Origin of the sequence: Caballeronia sp. ATUFL_F1_KS39 (assembly GCF_023630985.1) — a bacterium.
Classification (GTDB): domain Bacteria; phylum Pseudomonadota; class Gammaproteobacteria; order Burkholderiales; family Burkholderiaceae; genus Caballeronia; species Caballeronia zhejiangensis.
Window position 1 is genome coordinate 119,819 of sequence record NZ_JALQDZ010000043.1, and the last position, 25,302, is coordinate 145,120.

Genomic DNA, 25,302 nt, shown 5'->3' on the forward strand with positions numbered 1-25,302 from the left:
CTAAGAAGCCCCGAACCGAAACCCCTTCGCTGCCCCTCTCGTCACCAGTTGCACCGGCGTTTCCATATACGGCGACAAGTCTCTCTGCCGCCGCTTCTCCACGAGCGCCTTCACCGCGACATCCAGACCGAACACCGCCTGCCGCGCGCCGAATTGCTCGACGGTCGCAAGCAGGCGGCCGTCGTCGAGCATCGGCTGCACGGTTTCGATGTTGTTGTAGCCCGTCACCAGCACGCGGCCCCTTTTTCCGGCGATGCGGATCGCGTCGATCGCGCCCATCGCGATGTTGTCGTTCGCGCAGAGCAAGCCGCGCAAGTCCGGATGCGCATAGAGCATCTCCAGCGCACTCGCCTTGCCGCTCACGAGGGTCCAGTCGCCGCTGTCGACGGCGGCGATACGCATGCCCGCCGCGTTCATCGCGTCCGTGAAGCCGACCGTGCGCTGCTGCGCGTTGCGATCGTTCGCCGGCCCGCCGATGATCGCGACTTCATCGCCCGCCTTCAGCTTCGAGCCGAGATACCCACCGACGAGCCTCGCCCCGCGCCGGCTGTCCGGTCCGACGAACGGAATCGTGACGCGCGCCGCGTCCTGCGCGGCTTCGTCGAAAGGATTGTCGATGGCGATTACGATGATGCCCGCCGCGATCGCCTTCGCCGCCACCGGCAGCAGCGCCTTCGAATCCGCCGGCGCGATGACGATCGCGTTGACCTTCGCTTCGATGAGCGACTCGACGATGTGAATCTGCCCGGCGACGTCGTTGTCGGTGAGCGTGCCGTTCGTCGTGAGATCGAGCTGCGATGCGTAATGGCGCTGATAGTTGCGCGCGCCTTCGATCATCGACACGACGAACGGATCGCCGAGCGACTTCATCACGAGCGCGACGGTCGCCTTGTCCGATGCCGCGCGCACGTCGCGCACGCGCGCGAACGCACACGCGCTCATGGCGCATGCGGCAAGCAGGCGGCGGCGGACGAGGCTCGTCATGAAATTTTGAGACGGATGAAAACGTCCCATTGTAGACGCACGCGACCAGTCGTCCGATGAGGACAAATTCTCAGCGCGATGCCGCTTCCACGAGCGCGGCCGCGCCGTTATCCGCTGCTTCGACGTTCATTTTTTCCACGCGAGCGCAATGAACTCGGCGCACAGCGCTTCCATGCCGAGCGCGTCTTCATCGTCGAAGCGGTTCGGCACGGGGCTATCGACGTCCCACACGCCGATCAGCGCGCCGTCGCTTCCGACGAGCGGCACGACGATCTCCGAGCGCGACGCCGAATCGCAGGCGATGTGGCCCGGAAACGCGTGCACGTCCGGCACCACCTGCGTGCGCCGTTCGCGCGCCGCCGTGCCGCAGACGCCGCGTCCAAGCGCGATCCGCACGCACGCCGGCTTGCCCTGAAACGGCCCGACCACGAGTTCGGTGCCGTCGAACAGATAGAAGCCGGCCCAGTTCAGATCCGGCAGCGTGTGATAGATGAGCGACGAAAAATTCGCCGCGTTGGCGATGAAGTCGGTTTCATCGGCGATGAGCGCGCGGGCTTGCTGCAGCAGATCGTCGTATTGCGCGGCCTTGGTCGCGTGCGTGGCTTCGGAAATCGAGAACATGAAACGGCGGCCAATGTGTCGAAAAGTGTCGCCGACGATAGCACATCGATCCGCACGACGCTGCGCGCGCCGCGCGTCGAAAGCTGGCTGCAAAGCCGTGTCGCAAAGCTTGGAACTGACGATTGCATCGCCTAGTGTGAAAGCGCACCGGGTCCGCGGTTTGCAATGGTCGCGCAGCGCGTTTCGCATTCCGCTGAACAAAATGCTTCGGGATTTCCCTGCTTTACTTCGCCGCGCCGTCGGTCTTAAATAAATCAACTTGATTTAATTAATGGCCACGACTCGATGGCCGGCTACTTCGGAGACAGCGCGTGAAATCCCCAAGCGGCAGAGGCAGCAATTCCGCGAGCGTGCGCCGGTACAACGAACGTCTGCTGCTGCAGGCGCTGCGGCGCACCGAGCCGGCATCGAAGGCCGACCTCGCGCGTCACGCGAATCTCACGAGCACGGCGGTCGGCAGCATCGTCGAATCGTTGGAAAATGCGGGCCTGATCGAATACACCGGTCGTCGTCTCGAAGGGCAGCGCGGCCAGCCCGCGTCGCTGATCCGGCTCGATCCGCGCGGCGCGTTCGGTATCGGCGTGCGGCTGGATCGCACGGGCATCGAAACGGTGCTCGTGAATTTCGCCGGCGACGTGCTCGCCCGCAGCGCGCTGGATGCCATCCTGCCGCATCCGTCCGAAGTGCTCAAAATCGTGCAACGCGACGTCAAAAGCATGCTTCGCCTGCTTTCCGAGCCGGAGCGCGAGCGGCTGACGGGCATCGGCATCGCGCAGCCCTTCAATCTCGGCAGCTGGCTGCGCGAACTCGGCCTGCCCGCCGAACGCTTCCGCGCGTGGGACGAAACCGATTTCGCCGATGAACTGGCGCGCACGCTCTCGCTGCCGGTTTTCAGCGAAAACGACGGCAACGCCGCCGCGACGGCCGAGCTTTTCTACGGCCACGGCCGCAGTTGCGACGACTTCGTCTATCTCTTTCTCGGCTCCGCGATTGGCGGCGGCATCGCGATCAACGGCGACTGCCTGCGCGGCGCGTCGGGCAATGCGGGCGACATCGGCGTGATTCCGGTGCCGCCGAGCCGCCTGCCGTCCGCGCCGCAACCGGCCGGCCAGTGGGACATCCTGCTGTCGCGCGCATCGCTGAACGCGCTCGTGCGGCATCTCAACTACTGTGGCGCCGCGGCCGATAACCGCGTCGATCTGCAGGCTTGCATCGAGCGCAGTCTTCCCGCCGTCGACGAATGGATCGACGACTGCATCGAAGCGCTCGCGCCCGCCCTGCGCGCGACGCTCTGCGTGCTCGACGTGCCGATGGTCGTGATCGATTCCGACATCGACGGCGGCCTCCTCGACAAGCTCGTCGCACGTCTGTCGACGACGCTCGCCGCCAACGCGCCCGAAGCGCGCGGCACCCCGACGCTCGTGCGCGGCTCCTTCGGCCCGGATGCGGGCGCGATCGGCGCGGCCACGTTGCCGATGTTCTTCAACTTCTCACCGCGCGCGGCGATCCGCCACGCGGGCATCAAACCGCAGGAGATGAACCATGCCGCATGATGCTTCCAGCCGACCGCCGCTGCTCGAAATGCGCGGCATCAGCAAAACCTTTCCCGGCGTGCGCGCGCTGAACGACGTGCGTCTGTCGGTCTATCCCGGCGAAGTGCATTCGCTGATGGGCGAAAACGGCGCGGGCAAATCCACGCTGATGAAAATCCTCTCGGGCGCGTATCAGGCCGATGCCGGCGGAGAAATCCTGATCGACGGCAAGACCGTCACCATCGACGGGCCGCTCGCCGCGCGCGCGCTCGGCGTCGCGGTGATCTATCAGGAACTGAGCCTCGCGCCGAATCTTTCCGTCGCGGAGAACATTTACGCGGGGCGCGAATTGCGGCGCGGCAGGCTCGTCGATCGCGCGGGCATGGAGCGCGGCTGCACCGACGTGCTCAAGCGTCTCGGTGCGAACTTCAAGCCGCATACGCTCGTCGGCGACCTGTCGATCGCGGAGCGGCAACTCGTCGAAATCGCGCGCGCCGTGCATGCTCACGCGCGCATCCTCGTGATGGACGAGCCGACCACGCCGCTCTCCTCGCGCGAAACCGATCGCCTGTTCGAGCTCGTGCGGCAACTGCGCGAGGAAGGCATCGCGATCATCTACATCAGTCATCGGATGGCGGAGATTTATGAACTGAGCGACCGCGTTTCGGTGCTGCGCGACGGCGCGTACGTCGGCACGCTGATGCGCGACGAACTCTCCGCCGACAGCCTCGTCAAGATGATGGTCGGCCGCGACATCTCCGGCTTCTACAAGAAGCAGCACGCGCCTTACGATCCGGGCAACGTCGTGCTGTCCGTGCGCGATATGGCGGACGGCAATCGCGTGAAAGGATGCAGCCTCGATCTGCACAAGGGCGAAGTGCTGGGCATCGCGGGACTCGTCGGCGCGGGACGCACGGAGTTCGCGCGTCTGATCTTCGGCGCGGAACCGGCGATACGCGGCGAAGTGTCGATGCACGGGAAGCCGCTCAAGCTGCGCACGCCGCGCGACGCGATCGATGCCGGTCTCGTCTATCTGACGGAAGACCGCAAGGGCCAGGGCCTCTTCCTCGACATGAGCGTGCGCGACAACATCAATATCACCGTCGCCGGACGCGATGCGAAAGCCGGCGTGATGGACCTGCCGCGCGGCAACGCGCGCGCGAAGGACGCGATCGCCGCGCTGACCATCCGCGTGCCGAACATGCGCGTGAACGTGGGCGCGCTGTCAGGCGGCAATCAGCAGAAGGTGCTGCTGTCGCGCCTGCTCGAAACCAAGCCCGAAGTGCTGATTCTCGACGAGCCGACACGTGGCGTCGATATCGGCGCGAAGTCGGAGATTTATCGAATCATCAACGATCTCGCGCGGTCGGGCGTCGGCGTGATCGTCATCTCGAGCGAGCTGCCGGAAGTGATCGGCGTGGCGGACCGCGTGCTCGTGATGCGCGAAGGCGAAATCGCGGGCGAACTCGGCGGCCATTCGGGCAAGCCGATTTCGCAGGAAGGGATCATCGAACTGGCGACGGGCTCGAAGGTCGCGCTCGATCAGGCGGCTTAAAGGATATCTGGAGAGAGACATGGCTAACACGACGAAACACCACGACAGCGCGCCGGTTGCGAAGGCGGAGAGCGTATCGCAGCGGCAGAACCGCATCGAGCATCGCGAACGCATGCAGGTGCTGATGCGAACCGCGGGCATGCTGCCCGTGCTGATCCTGCTGTGCATCGGCTTCGGCATCGTCACCGACGGCTTCTTCAGCTTCCAGAATCTGTCGATCGTCACGCAGCAGGCATCGATCAACATCGTGCTCGCGGCGGGCATGACCTTCGTGATTCTGACGGGCGGCATCGACTTGTCGGTCGGCTCGATTCTCTCGGCGGGCGCGGTCGCCGCACTGCTCGCATCGAACATTCCGGGATGGGGATGGCTCGGCATTCCCGCCGCGCTCGCCGTCGGTCTCGGCTTCGGCGTCATCAACGGATTGCTGATCGCGCTGCTCAAGCTGCCGCCGTTCATCGTGACGCTCGGTTCGCTGACCGCCGTGCGCGGTATCGCGCGGCTCATCGGTCACGATACGACGATCTTCAATCCGCAATTGCCGTTCGCCTTCATCGGCAACGACACGCTCTTCGGCGTGCCCTGGCTCGTCATCATCGCGCTGCTCGTCGTGCTGGTGTCGTGGTTCATCCTGCGACGCACGGTGCTCGGACTGCGCATCTATTCGGTCGGCGGCAATCCGGAAGCGGCGCGTCTTTCCGGCATCAAGGTGTGGGGCATCCAGCTTTTCGTCTACGCGATCTCGGGCCTGCTCGCCGGTCTCGGCGCCGTGATGTCGGCCGCGCGTCTCTACGCCGCGAACGGTTTGCAACTCGGCCAGTCGTATGAACTCGACGCCATCGCCGCGGTCATTCTCGGCGGCACGAGCTTCGTCGGCGGCGTGGGTTCGATCGTCGGCACGCTGGTCGGCGCACTCATCATCGCGGTGCTCTCCAACGGCCTCGTGCTGCTCGGCGTGTCGGATATCTGGCAGTACATCATCAAGGGCCTCGTGATCATCGGCGCGGTGGCGCTCGATCGTTACCGTCAGCGCGGCTCGGCTCGCACCTGATCTGGCTGAACCGGGCGCATTCGGGTCCGCTTGCGCCCGCCCTCAAAAATATGGACCACCCCGGAGACAACAACATGCGCAAACACAACAAGCTTTTCGCCAGCGTCGCACTCGCTCTCGGTTTCACGATGTCGCTATCCGCGCACGCCGCCGACAAGCAGTTGAAGTCCATCGGCATCACGGTCGGCTCGCTCGGCAATCCGTACTTCGTGACGATCTCGAGGGGCGCGGAAGCGAAGGCCAAGACGCTCAATCCGAACGTGAAGGTGACGGCTGTTTCGTCGGATTACGACATGAACAAGCAGTTCACGCAGATCGACAATTTCATTTCGGCGAAGGTCGACATGATCCTGCTGAACGCCGTCGATCCGAAGGCGATCGAGCCGGCGGTGAAGAAGGCGCAGAAGGCGGGCATCGTCGTGGTCGCGGTGGACGTCGCGGCGGCCGGCGCGGACGCGACCGTGCAGACCAACAATGTGCAGGCCGGCGAGATTGCCTGCGATTATCTGGCGAAGAAGCTCAACGGCAAGGGCAACGTGGTGATCGAGAACGGGCCGCAAGTGTCGGCGGTGATCGATCGCGTGAACGGTTGCAAGAGCGTGCTCGCGAAGAACCCGGGCATCAAGGTACTTTCCGACGATCAGGACGCGAAAGGCTCGCGCGAAGGCGGCATGAACGCGATGCAGGGTTATCTGACGCGTTTCCCGAAGCTCGACGGCGTGTTCGCGATCAACGATCCGCAAGCGATCGGCACGGACCTCGCGGCGAAGCAACTGCATCGGAACAACATCGTGATTACGTCGGTGGATGGCGCGCCCGATATCGAAACCGCGCTCAAGACCGACACGATGGTTCAGGCGTCGGCGAGCCAGGATCCGTGGGCGATGGCGCAGCAGGCGGTGAGCGTCGGCTACGATCTGATGAACGGCAAGAAGCCCGCCAACTCGACGATCCTGCTGCCGTCGACGCTCGTCACGCGCGACAACGTCGGCAGCTATAAGGGATGGTCGTCGCCGCGATGAGCGACACCGTCGCTATTTGATCGGCACCACGCGCAGCGCGCTCGGCTTGTCCGGCGCGCTCGACCGATCCACGACGACGAGCCGTTTGCGCGCGACGTCCACCGCCACGCCGCGCGGCGATTGCAGATCGTCGGCGATGACCGTCGCGCGGCCGCGCTTCGAGATGCTGCATACGGCGTGCGCGCCGCATTTCGTGAAGAGCCGGCCGTCGGGCGTCGCGGCCATCAGGTCGGGCGCTTCGACGGTCGCGAAGACATCGCTCGCCGGCACGGGCGCGCTCGCCGCCCGCGCCGACTGCAAGTCCACCTGGTAGATGCGGTTCGCGGCCTGATCGCTGATGTAGAGCGTGTCGCCGACCGTAACCAAGCCGACCGGCTTGCCCAATCCGGTGACGATGTCGCGCTCGATCACCTGCCGCGGCGCCGTGCCACGCGTAATCACGCTGACGCCGCCTTCTGCCGGCGCGCCACCCTCCTCCATGAACCAGCTCGACAGAAACGTGCCGCCATCGAGCACGAGCAGGCCGACACGCCGCCGCGCGGAATTCGTGTCCGATGCGAGCGCGACCTGACCGCTCGGCGCGACATCGTAGATCGCGGCCGACGTGCCGAAGCCGAATTGCTCGACGAGCAGATGACCGTTCGGCGCGAACGCGATCTGGCTCAGGCTCGTGCGTTCGCCCTCGGCTGCCGGAATGCGCGCGTAGAGCGAAAAGGCGGGCGCGTCCTCTTCGCCGATATGCGACGTCATCACGACGCCGTTGGTCCGGTCGTCGGTGACGAACACGGCGCCGTCCGAATCGCGCACTGCGACGCCGTTTGGCGTGCCCGCGAGCGGGACGGTTTGCACGGCCGCGTCCGGCGGGACGGAGCCGCACGCCGCGAGGAACATCGTCATTGCGATTGCCGCCATCAGCCGACGCTTCATGCACTTCTCCCGTCGATGAGCCCGGCGCAAGGGCGTCGGACCGAACGACCAATATAGCGCGGCTTGCGACAGGTCAATCCGGCGAAGCGTCGTATCCGCGCTTGAATGCGGACGCCCGGGCCGGCCGTTCCCATGCCGCCAGCCGTTGCAGCGCGACGAGTCCGAGCAGCGCGAGCGCGAGTCCCAACGTGAAATCAGCGTGTACGCCCGCACGGTCGACGATCGTGCCGCCGACCGCCGATCCCACCGCAATCGCCACCTGGATGATGCTCACGAACATCGCGGAACCCGCTTCGGGCAAGTCCGCCGTGCCGCGCTGAATCCACACGCTGAAGCACAGCGGCAAGGCGCCGAACGCAATGCCCCACAGCAGCATCCCCGCCGTTTCGCCGATGATCGAGTGCTCCAGCAGCAGCATCGACGAAATCGCGCCGAGCAGCAGCAACACCATCGCGGCGACCGACTTCTTGAGATGACCGGAGACGACCATCGACATCAGCGCATTCGAGAAGAAGCCGACGAGGCCGAAGCCGAAGAGCAGCAGCGTGATGGTGCTCAACGAGAAGTCCTGTTCGAGCAGCGGCGCAATGTACGTGTAGGTCGAGAAATGCGCGCCGAAAACGAGCGCGACCATCAGCATGCTCAATCGCGTGTGAGGACGCGCGAGCAGCTTTCTGAAATCGGCGATGCGCAACGCCGATGCCGACGGCAACGAAGGCACGAGCAGCGCCTGTGCAATCAGCGCCACGGCGACGAGTCCCGCCGTCGCCGCGAACGAGAAACGCCACGACGCGAACGACGCGATGAACGTGCCGAGCGGCACGCCGACGACCGTCGCGAGCGTCACGCCGGTCAGAATGGTCGCGGTGGCCTTCGCTGCATCTTTCGGCTGCACGAGTCGCGGCGCGGCGGCGGTCGCAAGGGTCCAGAAGCCGCCCAACGCGGCGCCGAGCATGGCGCGGCCCGCGAGCATGACCGGCAGATTGTTCGCGACGGCGCTGACGAGGTTCGCGATCAGAAGGACGGCGGTGAGGAGCAGGAAGACATATCGCCGATCCATTCGGCCCGCGCTGACGATGAGCGTCGGGGCGAATATCGCGGCCATGACGCCGGGCGTCGTCACCATGAGACCCGCGACGCCGGGCGACACGCCGAGATCGTGCGCGATCTGCGGCAGCAAGCCGACGGGCAGGAATTCGGCCGTCACGAACGCGAACGCGCTCACGGCCACGGCGATGACGGCGAGCCATTGGCGCATCGACGTCGAACGTCCTTCCGGCGATGCTGCAATTGCTGGTGTATCGATTTGCATGATGGCACTGAGGCTAGATTGGAGTTGGCCACTTTAAGCGCGCTTCCAATCGGGAAAAAGCCGTGTGCCTTGAACAGAGATGCCGGCGCGGACGAACAATGTCCGCGCCGGCTGCGTGAATCAGCCCCGCACGAATGCGAGCAGGTCTGCGTTGAGGACGTCCGCGTTGACGGTCAGCATGCCGTGCGAGAAGCCCGGATACGTCTTCAGCGTGCCGTTCTTCAGCAGCTTGATGGACTTCAGCGCGGCATCGGCGATCGGCACGATCTGGTCATCCTCGCCATGCAGAACGAGCGTGGGGACGGAGATCGACTTGAGATCTTCGGTCTGATCCGTTTCCGAGAACGCCTTGATGCCCTCGTAGTGCGCCTTGGCGCTGCCCATCATGCCCTGACGCCACCAGTTCTGGATGACGCCCTGATGCACCGTCGCGCCCGGGCGGTTGAAGCCGTAGAACGGACCTGCGGGCACATCGACGAAGAACTGCGCGCGGTTGTCCGCGAGCCCTTTGCGCAAACCGTCGAAGACGTCGATAGGCAGGCCTTCCGGGTTGGCTTCCGTCTTCAGCATGAGCGGCGGCACAGCGCTGACGAGGACCGCCTTCGCGACGCGTCCCGCCGGTTCGCCGTGCTTCGCGACATAGCGGGCGACTTCACCGCCGCCCGTCGAATGTCCGATATGGATTGCGTTGCGCAGATCGAGCGCCTCGACGACCGCGAAGGCGTCGGCGGCGTAGTGATCCATGTCGTGACCGTCCGAGACTTGCGACGAGCGGCCGTGTCCGCGCCGGTCGTGCGCGATCACGCGATATCCCTTCTGGACGAAAAACAGCAATTGCGCGTCCCAATCGTCGGAAGAAAGCGGCCAGCCGTGATGGAAAACGATGGGCTGCGCGTCCTTCGGGCCCCAATCCTTGTAGAAAATTTCGACGTTATCTTTGGTCGTGACGAACGGCATGACAATCCTCTCTCGTTGATGGGATGGAGCGGGATGCCGGCTGGGCGGATCGCTCAGCCGGCTGCGACGTTCTCGCGGGTAGAACAGTACACGTTTGCCCATTTTGTTGCCCAATCGTGCGCCGGGCATGCCGATTATGTGCGGACAGAAATGTCATCGGTGCGACATCGTAATATATTCCCGGATATAGCCCATTTCGCGCGACCCCATGTTTCGAGGAATCATGTCGTCATCGAGCCAGAGCAATTCGAGTAGCCCATATATCGAGATCGGCGGCGCGGTGCAAAGGCCGCTGACGCTCGACGTCGCCGCAATGCGCGAATTCGGGCGCGTGAGCATCGAGCCGTTCGATCTCGTGTGCTTTTCGACGGGCCGCTACATTCGACCGATGGGAAGCTATCGCGGCGTGCCATTGCGCGTGCTGCTCGACGCCGCGGGCGTGCGCCGGCCGGACAACACCGATTTCAAGCGCACCGTGTTCCTCGCGCACGCGCACGATGGCTATGCGGTGACGTTCTCCTGGCACGAGCTTTTCAATACGCCGATCGGCGCGCAGGTGATTGTCGCGTATGAGTGCGAGGATCGCGAACTTGGCATCGAGGACGGATTGCCGGTGCTCGTTTCCGGCGCGGACACGGTGCGCGCGCCGCGCCATCTGAAGCGCCTCGCGCGCGTCGATGCCCACGTTCTGGGTGCGTCGCATCGATGAACGGATCGGCCGATCGCATGCTGTTCGCGCGGGAAATCGGCGCGACGATCACTTCGGCGAAGGAAGTCGCGCTTGCGCGAGGCGTTGAGACGACGTGTGCGCCGGGTTGTCCGCGATGTAAGGATTTTGTGATCCGGTATCCGGACACGCCCTAGATCGCCGCGCACAGACCGGGACTCGCGCTCGTTCGTTCCAAACTCAGAATTTCCCCACTCGAATAAACGCCTCGCATCTCGCGAGGCGTTTCTTCTTTCAGAGTTATCCGTATGAATTTTCAGTTAAGGATGGCTGAAAATTCGGAGTTCTCTGCCGCTAAGCAGTGGCGCGCAGACGCTGACCCCGCCGACTCAATCCCGAAAAGAATCATGAATAAGGGTTTTTACAAACTCGTCTATAGCCGCGTGCGGCATATGCTCGTCGCCGTCGCGGACTTCGCCAGCGCTCATCGCACCGCGCCCGGCGCGCGTCGTCCCGCGACGCGCTCTCATCACGCCGGGCCCGTGCCCGCATTGCGCGCGCTCGTTCTCGCCGCGATGGTCCTTATCGGCAATGTCATCCTGAGCGCGCCGTCAATTGCACAGATAGTCGCGGTGCCCGGCTCGGGCGCTCAAGTCATACAGACGCAAAACGGGTTGCCGCAAGTCAATATCTCGCGACCCAGTTCGGCGGGCGTGTCGGTCAACAATTATTCACAATTCGACGTCCAGCGCCAGGGCGCGATCCTGAATAACGCTGCAACCATCACGCAGACGCAACAGGCCGGATACGTGAATGGCAATCCGAATCTGACGCCCGGTCGTGAGGCGCGGATCATCGTCAATCAGGTGCAGAGTAATGCGCCGTCGCAATTGCGCGGGTATCTCGAAGTGGCGGGATCGCGCGCAGAGGTGGTCGTCGCGAATCCGCAAGGGATTCTGGTCGACGGCGCGGGTTTCATTAATACGTCCCGAGCCGTGTTGACGACCGGAACGCCGAATTTCGGGCCATCGGGGAATCTGACGGGCTTCAACGTCACAGGCGGGACGATCACGCTCTCGGGTACGGGCGTCAGCATCGACAATACGGCGGCCAATGCCGGGATTCCGTCGCTCGGACTTGCGCCCGGCCAGGCGCTCTCGGGCGTGACGATCGGCGGGCTGAGCGGCAATGCGGGCGGCACGAAGGCGGGCGCGGCGAGCGTCAACGGTGGCTCGGGGCTGGTCAATCCGATCATCGCGAGCGCGACCGCGCTCAATGTCCTGAGCAACCTGACGATCCCGCAGGGCGGGCTGTTCAGACCGTCGGGCACGCCGGGCGCGAACTACCTGATCGAGACGAACCCCGCCTTCACGAACCAGAAGTCGTTCATCTCCAGCGACTACTTCCTGCAGCAACTGGGCTTCGATCCGCAGGTCACGGAGAAGCGTCTGGGCGATGGTTTCTACGAGCAACAACTCGTGCGCAACCAGATCACATCGCTGACGGGCCGCGCGGTATTGGGCCCTTACACCGACCTCGAATCGATGTACGAGTCGCTGCTGACCGCGGGGGCATCGCTCGTCAAGTCGCTGGATTTGCCGCTGGGCATGGCCTTGTCGCCGGAGCAGGTGGCGGCGCTGACTTCCAACGTCATCATCCTGCAGACGCAGGTGGTCAACGGGCAGTCCGTGCTGGTGCCGGTCGTCTATCTTGCTGCGGGCAGCCAGCAGAAGATGCAAGGGCCGCTGATCGCGGCGAGCGATGTCGACCTGAAGAACGCGCAGACCTTCACCAACAGCGGCACGGTGCAGGCGGGCAATACGCTGTCGATCGATGGCAAGGCAATCGACAACGCGTTCGGCACGCTGCAAAGCGGCGGGCTGATGTTGCTGACGACGAAGGGCAACGTCGATCTGACGTCGTCGACGGTGAACGCGGGCAGTCTGGCGCTGAAGGCGGGCGGCGACCTGATCCTCAATACGGCGGTCAATACGGTCGATCAGGTGAGCGCGACGGGCGCGACGCGCACCACGACGACGCTCGGACCAATTGCGAACCTGAACGTGGCGGGCAACGCGCTCATCGTGACCGGTGGGAACGTCGAGCAGAACGCGGGCAATCTGAACGTGGGCGGCGGCCTCGACATGACCGTGGGTGGAGACTGGAACCTCGGCGCGGCGCAGACGGGCGAACATAAGGTCGTCGAGCGCGCCAACGGCGTGTCGAACACCAACATCAATCAGATGACGGGCAGCTCGGTGGTCGTCGGTGGTGTGTCGGAGATCGGTGTCGGAGGCGATCTGACCGCGACCGGTGCGAACATCGACCTGGGCGGTGGCGGTGGCGATACGAACATCAAGGGCGCGACGGTCGATGGCGGGCAGGTGTCGGCGTTGATCGGCGGCAATCTGAACATCGAGTCGGTGCAGGATACGAGCCACAGCGCGGCGCATCAGGCGAGTCAGAGCGCCGGTGTCAGCATCAGCCAGGCGGGCGGCAGCGCGAGCTACAGCCAGCAGAAGGGCGACGCGCATGGTGACTATGCGGGCGTTGAGGAACAGTCAGGCATCCATGCGGGTGCGGGCGGGTTCGACATCAACGTGAAGGGGAATACCGACCTGAAGGGTGCGTATATCTCGAGCGATGCGGAGGCCGCAAAGAACACGCTCACGACGGGCACCCTGAGTTTCAGCGATATCGCGAACGCGTCGAACTACGATGCGAAGAGCAGTGGGTTCAGCGCAGGCGGGTCCATGGGGGCACCGAACAGCGCGAAGGCCAATGGTGTGACGGCGGTATCCGATGGCGGGGGCGTCTCGCCGATGATCTCGCAGAACGACAGCGGCAACGAGCACGCGACGACGAAGAGTGGGATCAGTGCTGGGACGATCTCCGGGACGAACAACGTCGCGGTGATCGCGGGCCGCGACGTGAATCTGAACGGCGCGATGATTCAGGCAGGCGGCAATGCGGGTATCAAGGCCGGGCGAGATATCAACGTCGGCACGACCGAATTCACGAGCACGCGCGAGGTGCACACGCACACGGTCAGAACGGCAGTCACGATGAAGTGAGCCGGCAACTCGGCAGCGCGATCGTCGCGGGCGGCAAGGTGATGACCCTCTCCGAGCGCGATACCACGCTCACCGGTTCGCCCCTCCGATTTCCTTCGTGTATCCTCTCGGGCATGGCGACGACCCTGAAAACACCGGAAAACGCATCAGACACCGACGCGGCGAACCAGCCGATCGAAGTGCGCTTTCGCATGCGCATCACGAAAGGCGAGACCATCGCCATCGGTCCGGGCAAGGTGTCGCTGCTCGAAGCGGTGCGCAAGCACGGCTCGATATCGGCGGCGGCGCGCAGCCTCGACATGTCGTACCGGCGCGCGTGGCTGCTCATCGACGAGCTCAATCGCTCGCTCAAATCGCCCGCGACCATCTCCGAACAAGGCGGGCAAAGCGGCGGCGGCTGCGTGCTGACGCCCGTCGGCGAAAGCATCGTGCGGCTTTATCGCGATGTCGAAACACAGGCGCAAGCCGCGTGCGCCGAGCAGATCGAATCGCTCACGCAGTTGCTCAAGCCCTAACCGTGTCGTAAGCAGAACGCCGACGGCGGCGGCGCGCTCGCCTGACCGCCACGCGCGCCAAACGTGAGCCGTCCGACGAACTCCACGAAACTCGCGACGCTCGCGGTGCGCAACGGCGAATACTCGATGCCATGCCGGTCGCAGACGCGCTTGAGCAGGCTCATCGAATCGTGATCGATGCAATCGACGGGAAACAGCACGACATCCGCGTTCGGCAGCGCGGCCGCGAGCAAGCCCTTGCGATCTTCGATGCCGCCGTCATGGACGATCAGCTCGCCGCCCGCAGCCTCCACCAGCGCCTTCAGCACCGCATTCGAATTCGGCCTTCCGCCGACATAGACGATGCGCCTGCCGCTCACCCATTCCATCGCGCGTCGGCGCACGTCGGGGCGATCGCAGGCACCGAGCGTCGCGCGTTCCAGCGCCGCGCACTCGGCCTGTACGACCTTCAGCAGCGCCTGAACTTCGCCCAGCTTGTTGCGCAATGCGCGTGTCTCGTCCTCGTCCCGGAGCGCGCGCTGCTCGGCGGCTTCGCGGCGGCTCGTGTGCAGCGCGAGCCTGCGTTCACCGTCCTCGATTTTTTCGCGCAGGCGCTCGACTTCGGCTTCGAGCTGCGCCGTCGGCAAATCCGCCTTGCGTTGCCCGAACGCTGCGAGTTGCAGCGCGTGCTCGCTCGCCTGTCTGACGAACGCATCGCGTTCCGCGCTCAGTTCGAAAAGACGCGCCTGCTGCCGATCGATCTTTTCCCTAAGCTCCTGATTCTTCGCTTCGAGCGCGACGAGCCGCCGGATATCCGCGCGATTCGCCGCGCCGACGAGATGCGACAGCATATGAAGTTCGCCGAACGCGGACTGGCGCACTGCAATCGTCGCGTGCGGATGCGACATCACCGCCCAATACGCGGGCGGAATATCGCCGGACTTCAGCGCCTCGTTCCACAGATCGAGCAGCGCCTGCGTATCGCGCGCGGCGTCAAAACGGCGGATCGCGCCTGAATAGCGTTCGTCGAGCGCCTTGTTCAGCGCCTTCGCGCCCGCGCCGCCCGCGATCGCGAGTTCGACAGCGGCGTGATGAATCTCCAGATCGCTCGCGTGATGGCGGTCGAGATCGGTGAATCTGGGCACGAGCTTGCGTAGCTCGCCCGTCGAAAGACAAGTGCCGATTACCGAGCAATGCAGATGCGAATCCAGTTCGGCAAGACGCGCGCGACGACGCGAGGCGCGAAGATCGGATTCGGTCGGCTGACAGCACGCATCGCGTAGGCCGGGCGCGCTCGAGCGTGCAAGTTGAAACGGAGGGGTCCGCATGATCACCTCGTGCTTTCGTGTTTCGCAATATACCATCGAATATAACGATGACTCAAAGCCGAGGCGATGCGCGAGTCGAGGGCCGTATCCCGCGCGCGCGGTCCGGACACGGCGTATCCTTGTGTCCTTCGGCGCGTCAGGCCGGCCGGACAAGGCCGCGTCCGCAAGGCACGCAGCCGGACATTTCCCATCGCGACGAATTGCTCAACAGGAGAATCTGAATGGCCAGGGTTGAAGTCAAGGTTCCGCAGCTTTCCGAATCCGTCACCGAAGCGACGATGTTGCCGTGGAAGAAAAATGCGGGCGACGCCGTGGCGCAGGACGAAATCCTCATCGAGCTGGAAACGGACAAGGTCGTGCTCGAAGTGCCCGCGCCATCGGCCGGCGCGATCGTGGAAGTGCTGAAGGAAGCAGGCGACATCGTTCACGCGGACGAAGTCATCGCGGTCATCGATACGGACGCGAAGGCATCGGCATCGGCGCCCTCGCCCGCTCCCGCGTCTGCCCCGGCGCCTGCGCCTGAAAAGCCCGTCGCCGCGTCAGGTCAGAAGGCCGATTTCGACGTGATCGTCATCGGCTCCGGGCCCGGCGGCTATATCGCCGCGATCCGCGCCGCGCAGCTCGGCCGCAAGGTGGCGTGCGTCGAGGAATGGATCAACCACGCCGGCAAGCCGAAACTCGGCGGCACCTGTCTGAACGTCGGCTGCATTCCGTCGAAGGCGCTGCTCGCGTCATCGGAGCAATTCGAGAAGGCGCAACTCCATTTCGACGAGCTCGGCATCAACCTGGACAACCTTTCCGTCGATGTCGGCAAGATGGTCGGCCGCAAGGAAGCGATCGTCGAGAAGATCACGGGCGGCGTCGAGTTCCTCTTCCGCAAAAACAAGATCACTTGGATCAAAGGTCACGGCAAGCTCGCGGGCAAGGACGGCGCGAACTTCAGGATCGACGTCGGCGGTGAAACGCATACCGCGCAGCATGTGATCATCGCGACGGGCTCGAAGGCGCGGCATCTGCCGAACGTGCCGGTCGACAACAAGATCGTCTCCGACAACGAAGGCGCGCTCGCCTTCACGTCCGTGCCGAAGAAGCTCGCCGTGATCGGCGCGGGCGTGATCGGGCTGGAGCTCGGCTCCGTGTGGCGCAGGCTGGGCGCGGAAGTGACGATTCTCGAAGCGCTGCCCGAATTCCTCGGCACGACCGACTCCGCGCTGCAAAAGGAGGCCGCGAAGCTCTTCAAGAAGCAAGGTCTCACGATTCATCTCGGCGTGAAAATCGACGGCGTGAAGACGACGGATTCGAGCGTCTCGATCTCCTACAAGGACAAGGACGGCAACGCGCAGACGCTCGACGCGGATCGTCTGATCGTGTCGATCGGCCGCGTGCCGAACACGGACGATCTCGGTCTCGATTCCATCGGCTTGTCGGTCGATGAACGCGGCTTCATTCCGGTCGACGGCCATTGCGCGACGAAAGTCCCGAACGTCTACGCGATCGGCGATGTCGTGCGTGGCCCGATGCTCGCGCACAAGGCGGAGGACGAAGGCGTGCTGGTCGCGGAGATCATCGACGGGCAGAAGCCGCACATCGACTACAACTGCATTCCGTGGGTGATCTACACGCATCCGGAAATCGCGTGGGTCGGGCAGACGGAGCAGGCGCTGAAGGCGGAAGGCCGCGCATTCAAGGCCGGCCAGTTTCCGATGCTCGCCAACGGCCGCGCGATGGGCATCGGCGAAACGGACGGCTTCATCAAGATCCTCGCCGATGCGAAAACCGACGAGATTCTCGGCGTGCACATCATCTCGGCGAACGCGTCGGATCTGATCGCGGAAGCCGTCGTCGCGATGGAGTTCAAGGCGGCGAGCGAGGATATCGGGCGCATTTGCCACCCGCATCCGTCGCTGTCGGAAGTGATGCGCGAAGCGGCGCTCGCCGTCGACAAGCGCGCGCTGAATATCTAAACGCGCCGCGCCATCCACACGCGCAACAGCGAGTAAAGCCGGTCGATGTCGATCGGCTTCGCCAGATAATCGCTCGCGCCCGCCGCGAGACATTGCTCCTGATCGTCCTTCATCGCCTTCGCGGTGATCGCGATCACCGGCAGCTTCCGAAAGCGCGCGTCCTCGCGAATACGCCGCGTCGCTTCGAGTCCGTCCATGCCGGGCATCATCACGTCCATCAACACGACGTCGATGTCCGGATTCTTGTCGAGCGCCTCGATTGCCTCGAAACCGTTGCGGCCGATATCCACCTTCAATCCCTGATGCTCCAGCGCGCTCGATAGCGAGAAGATGTTGCGAATGTCGTCGTCGACGAGCAAAACGCGGCGGCCATCCAGCACGCGGTCGCGCGAGCGCGAAACATGCAGCATCGCCTGACGATCCGCGGAAAGATCCGTCTCGACCTTGTGCAGGAACAGCGTGACTTCATCGAGCAGACGCTCGGGCGAACGCGCGCCCTTGATGATGATCGACTGCGAGTAGCGCATTAGTTCCGCTTCCTCGTCGTGCGTCAGATTGCGGCCCGTGTAGACGATCACCGGCGGGAACGAATACGCGTCGATCGCGGCCATCTGGCGCAAGAGGTCGCCGCCCTGCATATCGGGCAGCTTCAGGTCGATGATCATGCAATCGAAGATCGTCGTCTTCAGCAGTTCGAGCGCGTCGCGGCCGAACTCGACCGGCGTGATCTCCACGTCCGTATCGCTGATGAGTTCGACGATGCTCTGACGCTGACGCGCATCGTCCTCGACGAGCAGCACGCGCTTGATCTTCTGGCTGCTCTTCTCTTCGAGGCGCTGGAAAATCGCCGTCAGTTGCTCGCGCGTCGTCGGCTTCACCGCGTAACCGATCGCGCCGAGATGCAGCGCGGCCTCACTTCTGTCCGACGCCGACACGACATGCACCGGAACGTGCCGCGTCTTCGGATTCGCCTTCAGTTCCTGCAGCAGCACGAGCCCCGAGCGGTCGGGCAAGGCGATGTCGAGCAGGATCGCGTTGGGCGCGCTGTCCTGCGCGAGCTTGAGCGCCTCGCGCGCCGTGCCGCTCACGATGCATCGATAACCCAGTTCGTGCGCCAGATCGAGCAGCACTTGCGCGAAGCCCGGCTCGTCTTCGACCACGAGCACGAGACGTCGGCCGGGCGTGACATCGAAGCGATCGTCGTCGATGACGTGGAGCGCTTCGATCGGCGCCTCTTCTTCGACGACCACGGGCGCGGGCGCTTCCGCTACGGCGCTCGGCAACGCGTCGGACGCGCCGTAGACGAGCGGCATCGTCAGCGTGAACGTGCTGCCGGCGCCCTGCGCGCTGCGCACCGCGATATCGCCGCCGAGCAGATGCGCGAGACTGCGCGAAATCGACAAGCCGAGACCCGTGCCGCCGTAGTGACGGCTCGTGGTGCCGTCGGCTTGCTGGAACGCTTCGAAGATCGCTTCGAGCTGATCCGGCGCAATGCCGATGCCGGTATCCGTCACGACGAACTGCACCGCGCCCTCGCCTGCGCGCTTGAGCGTGAGCGAGACCGCGCCCGCATCCGTGAACTTGACCGCGTTCGACAGCAGGTTCTTCAGAATCTGTTCGAGACGGCGGAAATCGGTCGTGAGCGTCGGATAGTCGTCGATATCGTTGCGCAGTTCGAGCCGGAGCTTCTTCTGCCGCGCGAGCGGATCGAAGGTGCGCGCAAGCGAATCCATGATGCGCTGCAAGGGCACGTCCTCGATATGCAAATCGAGCTTGCCCGCCTCGACCTTCGAGAGATCGAGAATGTCGTTGATGAGATTGAGCAGATCGTTGCCCGCGGAGTAAATCGTCTGCGCGTACTTGACCTGGTCTTTCGTCAGATTGCCGGGCTTGTTCTCCGACAGCAGCTTCGCGAGAATCAGCGAACTGTTCAGCGGCGTGCGCAGTTCGTGCGACATGTTCGCGAGAAACTCCGACTTGTAGCGGCTCGCGCGCTGCAGCGCTTCGGCGCGCGTTTCGAGTTCGCCCTGCGCGGCATTGAGCGCGACGTTGCGTTCGTCGAGCACGCGCGCCTGTTCCGCGAGCCGATCGTTGGTCTGTTCGAGTTCGGCCTTCTGATTCGCCAGATAAACGTGCGCCTGCGAAAGCGCGGTCGTCTGCTGTTCGAGTTCCTCGTTGGTCGTGCGCAGTTCTTCCTGCTGCATCTGCAGCTCTTCGTTTAACTGCTGCGTTTCTTCGAGCACGCGTTGCAGGCGCTCGCGATACTGCGCCGCCTCGACGAAATCGCCGATATTCCCCGCAATCGACTTCAGGAACTGCTCGTCGCGTTCGGTCAGCTTGTGCATCGCGCCCAGTTCGATGGCGCCGTTCGCCTGGCCTTCGTTCTCTATCGGCACGATCGCGAGACTCGCGGGCGCGCTCGCGCCGAGCGCCGATGTCACCTTCCAGTAACCAGCGGGCACGTCGTTCATGCTCGTCAGCTTGCGCGCGTGCACCGCCTGCCCGACGAGGCTTTTCACGCCCGCGAGCGATTCGGGAACCGGCGCGCTGTCGGGATCGAAGCCGAAGCTCGCGGTGCGCTTCAACGCGCCGTCGGCTTCGAGCACATAGAACGCGCCCATCGAAATCTTCAGGTAATCCGCGAGAAAATCGAGGATCGTCTGACAAAGCTGATCGAGCGATTGCCGGCCGATGACCCTCTCTGCAAGCAGCGTCTGCCCTTCGCGCAGCCAGGCCTGTTCCTGAAGCGCGCGCGTCTGCCGTTCCTGCTCGCCGATCGCCGCGCCGAACGCGCTGGAAAGCTGCATCAATTCGCGTCTGCCGAAGATCGCGAGAATCACGGACAGCGCGAGACTCAGGATCAGGAAGACGACGACGGTGATCGTCGTGAGCTGTTTCGCCGATTCCACGCGCTGCAGCCGCAAGGCCTGCTCGATGTTGAGAAACGCGAAAAGCTCGCGCTCGGTCTCCGCGCGTTCGGCCGATCCGCGCCCCGCGCGCACCAGCGGAACGGAATCCTGCGCGCGGCGGCGCGCATCGATGAGCTCGTCGGCGACCTTGTCCCACTGCGTCTGCAAGGCGCGAATGCGAATCAGGCGATCGACTTGCGGCGCGTTGTCGGAGACGAGATCGGCGAGCGTGTCGATATCGGCGCTGAGCTTCGGCTTCGCGGTGTCATACGGCGCGAGAAAGCTCTCGTCGCCGGTAATCAGATAGCCGCGAATCGCGCTTTCCTTCTCGCTGACGAGCCGGCCGATTTCCTGCGCATTGCCGATCACGCGTTCCGAATGCTCGACCCAGTTGATGCCCGACAGCAGATACAGCACGAGCGCGACGAACGCGACGGCCGTCACGACGCCCGTTCCGAGCGGCAGCGCGATGTTGCGAAAGAGGATGCGACGAAAGCTGGCCTCGTCGACGCCGGACCGCAATGGCATAAACAGCTCCGATGTGGCGTGAAGGTCGCGTGCCGGGCAGATGTCTGGAAGCGGCCCGCACGACGGCGACGATCGCGAAAGTTGTAGTTCTTGTTTCAGCCGCTGCGCATGATACCCGGTTCGCCTGCGCCACGTAGCGGGCCTCCGGCGCGCTCGCGAAGCGTCGCATCGCTTCCTTTCTGCACATTCGTTCGAATGCTTTCATCGCGCTGAACGCCTGTGCGGAGCGCCCGCTCATCGCGCGTCCAGAACTATTTTTTCCGCATTGCGTTTATTAATTATAGGTACATATAATAAACCAGCGTCGAAACCGGTGGGCCCCCGCTTCGCGTGAACACCGGCATGTCGCCGGCCTGGTGACAATGGACGGCGAAGCGCCGTCGACAACGAGGAGTTGGTCATGTCGCAAGCAGAGCTTCACACCGGCCCGGCATTCCCGCCGCGCGCCGGGCATTCGACGGCGTCCGATCGGGGCGATGCGTGGAGCGGGAGCGTGCCTGTCGAGGAGTTCATCGACGCGCACCGCTTCTCGCGCTTTCAATGGACGCTGATGGGCGTGTGCTTTCTGATCGTGCTGATCGACGGCATGGACACGGCGGCCATCGGCTATATCGCGCCGGCGCTCGTCAAGGGCTGGGGCATCACGAAGGGCGCGCTCGCGCCCGTTCTAAGCGCCGCGCTCTTCGGGCTCGCGGCGGGCGCGGTCGTTTCCGGGCCGGCGGCCGATCGCTTCGGTCGGCGCGCGGTGCTCATCGCCGCGACCGCCTTCTTCGGCGCGATGAGTCTCGCGACCGCGTTCTGCGGCTCGGTCGAATCGCTCGTCACGCTGCGCTTTCTGACCGGCATCGGTCTGGGCGCGGCGATTCCGAACGCGATCACGCTCGTCTCCGAATACGCGCCGGCAAAGAGCCGCTCGATCATCGTCAATACGACGTATTGCGGCTTCACGGTCGGCGCGGCGCTCGGCGGCTTCATTTCATCGTGGCTGATTCCCGCATTCGGATGGCATAGCCTTTTCGTCGTCGGCGGCGTGGTGCCGCTCGTGCTCGCGCTGTTCGTAGCGATGCTCGTTCCGGAATCGGTGCGCTATCTCGTCAAGCGCGGCGCGTCCAAAGAGAAAATCTGGGCGCCGCTTTCGAGGATCGCGCCGCTCGATCTCGCGCGCATCGATTCGTTTCGTCTGTCCGAGCGCACGCAAACGCACGCGAAATCGTCGGTCGGCGCGATTCTCTCGCGCAATTTCGTCGTCGGCACGCTGATGCTGTGGCTCGTGTACTTCATGGGCCTCGTCATCTTCTATCTGCTGATGAGCTGGATGCCGCTGCTCATGAACGAAGCCGGCTTCACGCCCGAGCGCGCCGCGCTGCTCACCGCGCTCTTTCCGCTCGGCGGCGGCATCGGCACGATCGCATCGGGGTGGCTGATGGATCGCTGGAACGCGAACGTCGTCGTGATGCTCGGTTATCTGCTGACCGCCGTGCTGATCTTCGTGGTCGGGCAGGCGATCGGCAGCATCGGGCTCGTGAGCGCGCTGATCTTTCTCGCCGGCACGACGATGAACGGCGCGCAATCGTCGATGCCCTCGCTCGCCGCGATGTTCTACCCGACGCAAAGCCGCGCAACCGGCGTTTCGTGGATGTATGGCGTCGGGCGCTTCGGCGGCATCGCGGGCGTCGCGCTCGGCGGATTGTTCGCGCAGTGGAAGCTCGGCCTGCCGGCGGTGTTCGCGCTGCTCGCCGTGCCTTCGGTGATCGCGGGCATCGCGCTGTTCGTGAAGCTGAAGGCGCACCCGGAGACGGAACGCGCGTGATTCTCGCGGGCCGCGCACGACGCGCGGTCCGCATCATCTCTTTGAAACGACAGGAAGCAAAGATGAGTCAGGAACTGGAAGTGTTGACCGGCAAGCTGCATGGCCTCACCGCCGCGCTCAGCGTGATCGCGGCGGCGTTGCCGCAACAGGCATCGGCGGATGTGCAGGAAACATTGCGCGACATGATCGGCGAAACGGCATCGTCGGACTTGCCCGGCGCGACGCTCGCATCGATGCATTCGACCATCGCGCAAGTGATCGAGTCGATGGAAATCGGTTTGCGGCGCTGAACCTTGCTTTTATGCGGCGCGTGCGGAGCGCGTCGTCTTCGGCTTCGCGACCTTCTTCGCGCTGGCCGGAGATGACGCGCTCGCCTGCGCCTCCAGACCGCCGACGATGAAGTTCGTCAACTGCTCCAGCGTTTCGTTCGCGTCCCACGGATCGCACGCGCCCTTGGCGAGCACGTCGAGACGATGCGTGTCGGAGAACGCGTAGAGATATGCGCCGATCATCATGGTCACACGCCAGTAGAGATCTTTCGCGGGCAGGCCGGGCAGTGCGGCGCGCAGCGCTTCGACGTAGGCATCGGTCGAATCGCCGTAAGCGGTGCTGCGCAGGCTGTACGAGATTTCGGGCGGCTCCGTGTGCAGGCGCGCCTGCAGACGAATGAACGCGCGGCCGCCGTCCGTCTTGCGCAGCGCGACGAGCGGCAGCAGAAACGCGCGCACGATATCGCGCACGTTCGCCTCTTTTCCATCGATCAGTTCATTGAGCAGCGTCACGCGCTCTTCGGAGATCAGCATCGCGCGGCGCAGGAACACCTGCTCGAAAAGCTGCTGCTTGGTGCCGAAGTAATACGTGATGAGCGCCTGCGTGACGCCGCACGACGCGGCCACTTCCTTGAGCGATGTGCCCGCGTAACCGCGCTGCGAGAAATCGACCTCGGCTGCGTCGAGGATGTTCTCACGTTGATTGATATTGCCCGCCGGGCGGCCGAGCCGCTTGCGCTTGCTCGATGCGCCGTGTGCGCGGACGTGAGTGGTGTCGTCTTTCGTCATGCCTGAGCGATGCTGCCGATGAAGTGAGAAGCCGGTTCGCTTCGTATTCTACGGGCGTTTGAGGCATGCTCCAGCGAATTCGTCGGAAAAGGCGAAGTGGCCCGCGCGCCGTTCGAAGCGAACGGGCCACCGCGACCGGCCTAGTTGCAATATCCCTGCGATGCGTACGTGCCGCCGCCCGGCGCGGCGGTCGAACACAGCGTGTTCAGCAGCGACGCGATGTTGCCTGCTCCGTAATTGCCATAAGTCGCGTTCGGATACTGCGTGTTCTGACGGAACTGCGACGCATAGTTGTCCTTGATCGCGTTCGGATCGGACGAGCCCCAGGACGTCACGCCGATGATCGACAGATTCGACGCATTGCCGATGACCGCGCCCCCGGAAAGCACGGCATCGCGCGGCCTGAAGTTGACGATCCACGGTCCGCCGCTTGCGCCGCTCGTGAGATTGCTGCCCTGCCAGAGTTGCGATGCGCCGCTCACGGTCGTCGTATAGGCCGGGCCATCGGTGCGCTGCATGATCGCGCCGCCGTCGAGCAAGGTCGGATAGCCGAAGGTCGTGACGGCGGCTGTCTGAAGATTCCCGGTCTTCGGCGACGATATGAAGGAATAGTTGTTCCAGCCATAGCTCAAATAGCCGGTGATATCGCCGATAAACTGATTCGACGCGTTCTTTGCGATCGCGATCACGGCGATGTCATTGTTGCGCGCCGAGCCCGAGCCGGTATCGGTGCCGTTCGCCCACGCCGATGGCCGCACGAGTGCCGCCCAGTTCCACGTTCCATAAGGCGCGATCTGAGCAGACGTGGCGCCGGACGCGCCGTAGTGTCCGGGGCGGAATTGCCAGTTCGAGAACAGCGAACTTCCGCTGCCGAAGCTCTGGATGCAGTGCGCCGCCGTGACGATCACACTTCTGCGAATCAGGCTCGCGGTGCAGTAGCCGGCGCTGAAGGTCAGCTTGCCGATCGCCCGATACGGATACGTCGTGCTGAGATAGTTCGCGCTCGTGGAGCCCGCCGCGCTCTGGTTGCCGTCCTGCACGCGGCCGGTCGAATAGGGTATGCCGAAGGTGCCATACGCTCTCGTCTGCGCATTGCTCACGATGCCGGCCGGCGTGTTGACGCCCGGCGTATAAGGCCCGGCGCTGGTTTCCGGCATGATCGCGGATGTGTCCGGCGGCGCGAGCACATTGACGACCGGCTTAAGATTCGACAGATCCGCCGGCGCCTCGCGCGATGCCGCCGGATTCGGATTCACCACGGCTTCGTCGTCTGCATGAGCGACGCCTGCGCTCGCCATCGACAGAGCGACAAGCGCCGTCGCCTCCACGCACGCGACTCGTTTCGATCTCTTCATGACACCCTCCGGTTGAAAGATACGATGTGTCGGCTGACGCATCGATCCGCCGTTCTTTGGTATTCCTAAGTCTTATGAACAACACTGGGCCGGCTTGTCGATCTTGCGTTCGTGTTCTGATTCGTCGGATGCTTGGCTGCGCGCTTTGCTTCGA

18 protein-coding genes and 2 pseudogenes are annotated in these 25,302 nt (G+C 64.1%); 11 read left to right on the plus strand and 9 right to left on the minus strand.

All coding sequences use genetic code 11. From position 1 onward, the window contains the following. Together NCR93_RS23440 and msrC are read right to left on the minus strand one after the other, a co-directional pair. Positions 1 to 984 (minus strand): substrate-binding domain-containing protein, encoded by a 984-nt coding sequence (locus NCR93_RS23440; protein ID WP_175982671.1) that lies wholly within the window; start codon positions 982 to 984, stop codon positions 1 to 3. Positions 985 to 1,110: 126 nt separating this feature from the next. Next, positions 1,111 to 1,605 carry a free L-methionine (R)-S-oxide reductase MsrC gene (gene msrC, locus NCR93_RS23445; protein ID WP_175982672.1) on the minus strand — a complete coding sequence of 165 codons (495 nt, stop codon included), beginning with the start codon at positions 1,603 to 1,605 and terminating at the stop codon, positions 1,111 to 1,113. 311 nt (positions 1,606 to 1,916) lie between these two features. Between msrC and NCR93_RS23450 the strand changes: the two genes are divergently transcribed. The 4 genes and pseudogenes from NCR93_RS23450 to NCR93_RS23465 all read left to right on the plus strand — a co-directional run bounded on the left by NCR93_RS23450 (position 1,917) and on the right by NCR93_RS23465 (position 6,765). Beyond that, positions 1,917 to 3,158 carry an ROK family transcriptional regulator gene (locus NCR93_RS23450; protein ID WP_175982673.1) on the plus strand — a complete coding sequence of 414 codons (1,242 nt, stop codon included), beginning with the start codon at positions 1,917 to 1,919 and terminating at the stop codon, positions 3,156 to 3,158. Further along, positions 3,148 to 4,692, plus strand: coding sequence for a sugar ABC transporter ATP-binding protein (locus tag NCR93_RS23455; protein ID WP_175982674.1), 1,545 nt, complete (start codon positions 3,148 to 3,150; stop codon positions 4,690 to 4,692). The genes NCR93_RS23450 and NCR93_RS23455 overlap by 11 nt, the downstream gene beginning before the upstream one ends. Before the next feature lie 100 nt (positions 4,693 to 4,792). Next, a pseudogene (locus NCR93_RS23460) lies at positions 4,793 to 5,743 on the plus strand (ABC transporter permease subunit); the annotation flags it as partial. A gap of 128 nt (positions 5,744 to 5,871) precedes the next feature. Continuing rightward, a complete protein-coding gene (locus tag NCR93_RS23465; protein ID WP_372492544.1) occupies positions 5,872 to 6,765 on the plus strand; it encodes an ABC transporter substrate-binding protein in 894 nt (297 codons plus the stop codon). 12 nt (positions 6,766 to 6,777) lie between these two features. Here NCR93_RS23465 and NCR93_RS23470 read toward each other — a convergent pair whose 3' ends face one another. From NCR93_RS23470 to NCR93_RS23480, 3 genes are all read right to left on the minus strand, one after another. Continuing rightward, entirely contained in the window at positions 6,778 to 7,692 is a 915-nt protein-coding gene (locus tag NCR93_RS23470) for an NHL repeat-containing protein (protein ID WP_175982676.1), read from the minus strand. A 73-nt stretch (positions 7,693 to 7,765) separates the two neighbouring features. After that, positions 7,766 to 9,004 carry an MFS transporter gene (locus NCR93_RS23475; protein WP_033536488.1) on the minus strand — a complete coding sequence of 413 codons (1,239 nt, stop codon included), beginning with the start codon at positions 9,002 to 9,004 and terminating at the stop codon, positions 7,766 to 7,768. Positions 9,005 to 9,124: 120 nt separating this feature from the next. After that, positions 9,125 to 9,961: an alpha/beta fold hydrolase gene (locus NCR93_RS23480; RefSeq protein ID WP_175982677.1), complete on the minus strand. Its 837-nt coding sequence runs from the start codon at positions 9,959 to 9,961 to the stop codon at positions 9,125 to 9,127. A 223-nt stretch (positions 9,962 to 10,184) separates the two neighbouring features. On the opposite strand from NCR93_RS23480, the gene NCR93_RS23485 reads away from it, so the two are divergent. The 4 genes and pseudogenes from NCR93_RS23485 (at position 10,185) to NCR93_RS23500 (ending at position 14,217) form a co-directional block, all read left to right on the plus strand. Further along, positions 10,185 to 10,670, plus strand: coding sequence for a molybdopterin-dependent oxidoreductase (locus NCR93_RS23485; protein ID WP_008349143.1), 486 nt, complete (start codon positions 10,185 to 10,187; stop codon positions 10,668 to 10,670). Between the two features lie 365 nt (positions 10,671 to 11,035). Next, positions 11,036 to 11,158, plus strand: a pseudogene (locus tag NCR93_RS32155) (ESPR-type extended signal peptide-containing protein); the annotation flags it as partial. 45 nt (positions 11,159 to 11,203) lie between these two features. Next, the gene (locus tag NCR93_RS23495; RefSeq protein ID WP_502799858.1) at positions 11,204 to 13,702 is read left to right on the plus strand and encodes a two-partner secretion domain-containing protein; all 2,499 of its coding nucleotides are present in this window, start codon (positions 11,204 to 11,206) and stop codon (positions 13,700 to 13,702) included. A gap of 113 nt (positions 13,703 to 13,815) precedes the next feature. Then, a complete protein-coding gene (locus NCR93_RS23500) occupies positions 13,816 to 14,217 on the plus strand; it encodes a winged helix-turn-helix domain-containing protein (protein ID WP_008349149.1) in 402 nt (133 codons plus the stop codon). On the opposite strand, the gene NCR93_RS23505 is transcribed toward NCR93_RS23500, so the two are convergent. Further along, entirely contained in the window at positions 14,214 to 15,524 is a 1,311-nt protein-coding gene (locus NCR93_RS23505) for a DUF2325 domain-containing protein (protein WP_175982678.1), read from the minus strand. The genes NCR93_RS23500 and NCR93_RS23505 overlap by 4 nt on opposite strands. A gap of 221 nt (positions 15,525 to 15,745) precedes the next feature. On the opposite strand from NCR93_RS23505, the gene lpdA reads away from it, so the two are divergent. After that, positions 15,746 to 17,488: a dihydrolipoyl dehydrogenase gene (gene lpdA / locus NCR93_RS23510; protein WP_175982679.1), complete on the plus strand. Its 1,743-nt coding sequence runs from the start codon at positions 15,746 to 15,748 to the stop codon at positions 17,486 to 17,488. Here lpdA and NCR93_RS23515 read toward each other — a convergent pair. Beyond that, a complete protein-coding gene (locus tag NCR93_RS23515) occupies positions 17,485 to 20,925 on the minus strand; it encodes a response regulator (protein WP_175982680.1) in 3,441 nt (1,146 codons plus the stop codon). The genes lpdA and NCR93_RS23515 overlap by 4 nt on opposite strands. 400 nt (positions 20,926 to 21,325) lie before the next feature. On the opposite strand from NCR93_RS23515, the gene NCR93_RS23520 reads away from it, so the two are divergent. Both NCR93_RS23520 and NCR93_RS23525 read left to right on the plus strand, forming a co-directional pair. After that, positions 21,326 to 22,735 (plus strand): aromatic acid/H+ symport family MFS transporter, encoded by a 1,410-nt coding sequence (locus tag NCR93_RS23520; protein ID WP_008349153.1) that lies wholly within the window; start codon positions 21,326 to 21,328, stop codon positions 22,733 to 22,735. Between the two features lie 62 nt (positions 22,736 to 22,797). Next, on the plus strand, positions 22,798 to 23,025 hold the full coding sequence (locus tag NCR93_RS23525; protein ID WP_033536506.1) for a hypothetical protein: 228 nt from the start codon (positions 22,798 to 22,800) through the stop codon (positions 23,023 to 23,025). 9 nt (positions 23,026 to 23,034) lie between these two features. Here NCR93_RS23525 and NCR93_RS23530 read toward each other — a convergent pair whose 3' ends face one another. Next, the gene (locus NCR93_RS23530) at positions 23,035 to 23,793 is read right to left on the minus strand and encodes a TetR/AcrR family transcriptional regulator (protein WP_175982681.1); all 759 of its coding nucleotides are present in this window, start codon (positions 23,791 to 23,793) and stop codon (positions 23,035 to 23,037) included. Between the two features lie 140 nt (positions 23,794 to 23,933). After that, positions 23,934 to 25,148 carry a trypsin-like serine peptidase gene (locus tag NCR93_RS23535; RefSeq protein WP_239295004.1) on the minus strand — a complete coding sequence of 405 codons (1,215 nt, stop codon included), beginning with the start codon at positions 25,146 to 25,148 and terminating at the stop codon, positions 23,934 to 23,936. Positions 25,149 to 25,302: the final 154 nt, after the last annotated feature.

What these genes read in the sequence shown, in the direction of transcription:
- msrC (WP_175982672.1), bottom strand. Translation starts at nt 1,605, where the DNA reads ATGTTCTCGATTTCCGAAGCCACGCACGCGACCAAGGCCGCGCAATAC.
- NCR93_RS23520 (WP_008349153.1), top strand. Translation starts at nt 21,326, where the DNA reads ATGTCGCAAGCAGAGCTTCACACCGGCCCGGCATTCCCGCCGCGCGCC.
- NCR93_RS23455 (WP_175982674.1), top strand. Translation starts at nt 3,148, where the DNA reads ATGCCGCATGATGCTTCCAGCCGACCGCCGCTGCTCGAAATGCGCGGC.
- NCR93_RS23535 (WP_239295004.1), bottom strand. Translation starts at nt 25,148, where the DNA reads ATGAAGAGATCGAAACGAGTCGCGTGCGTGGAGGCGACGGCGCTTGTC.
- NCR93_RS23500 (WP_008349149.1), top strand. Translation starts at nt 13,816, where the DNA reads ATGGCGACGACCCTGAAAACACCGGAAAACGCATCAGACACCGACGCG.
- NCR93_RS23475 (WP_033536488.1), bottom strand. Translation starts at nt 9,004, where the DNA reads ATGCAAATCGATACACCAGCAATTGCAGCATCGCCGGAAGGACGTTCG.
- NCR93_RS23480 (WP_175982677.1), bottom strand. Translation starts at nt 9,961, where the DNA reads ATGCCGTTCGTCACGACCAAAGATAACGTCGAAATTTTCTACAAGGAT.
- NCR93_RS23470 (WP_175982676.1), bottom strand. Translation starts at nt 7,692, where the DNA reads ATGAAGCGTCGGCTGATGGCGGCAATCGCAATGACGATGTTCCTCGCG.
- NCR93_RS23525 (WP_033536506.1), top strand. Translation starts at nt 22,798, where the DNA reads ATGAGTCAGGAACTGGAAGTGTTGACCGGCAAGCTGCATGGCCTCACC.
- NCR93_RS23530 (WP_175982681.1), bottom strand. Translation starts at nt 23,793, where the DNA reads ATGACGAAAGACGACACCACTCACGTCCGCGCACACGGCGCATCGAGC.
- NCR93_RS23440 (WP_175982671.1), bottom strand. Translation starts at nt 984, where the DNA reads ATGACGAGCCTCGTCCGCCGCCGCCTGCTTGCCGCATGCGCCATGAGC.
- lpdA (WP_175982679.1), top strand. Translation starts at nt 15,746, where the DNA reads ATGGCCAGGGTTGAAGTCAAGGTTCCGCAGCTTTCCGAATCCGTCACC.
- NCR93_RS23505 (WP_175982678.1), bottom strand. Translation starts at nt 15,524, where the DNA reads ATGCGGACCCCTCCGTTTCAACTTGCACGCTCGAGCGCGCCCGGCCTA.
- NCR93_RS23515 (WP_175982680.1), bottom strand. Translation starts at nt 20,925, where the DNA reads ATGCCATTGCGGTCCGGCGTCGACGAGGCCAGCTTTCGTCGCATCCTC.
- NCR93_RS23485 (WP_008349143.1), top strand. Translation starts at nt 10,185, where the DNA reads ATGTCGTCATCGAGCCAGAGCAATTCGAGTAGCCCATATATCGAGATC.
- NCR93_RS23495 (WP_502799858.1), top strand. Translation starts at nt 11,204, where the DNA reads ATGGTCCTTATCGGCAATGTCATCCTGAGCGCGCCGTCAATTGCACAG.
- NCR93_RS23465 (WP_372492544.1), top strand. Translation starts at nt 5,872, where the DNA reads ATGTCGCTATCCGCGCACGCCGCCGACAAGCAGTTGAAGTCCATCGGC.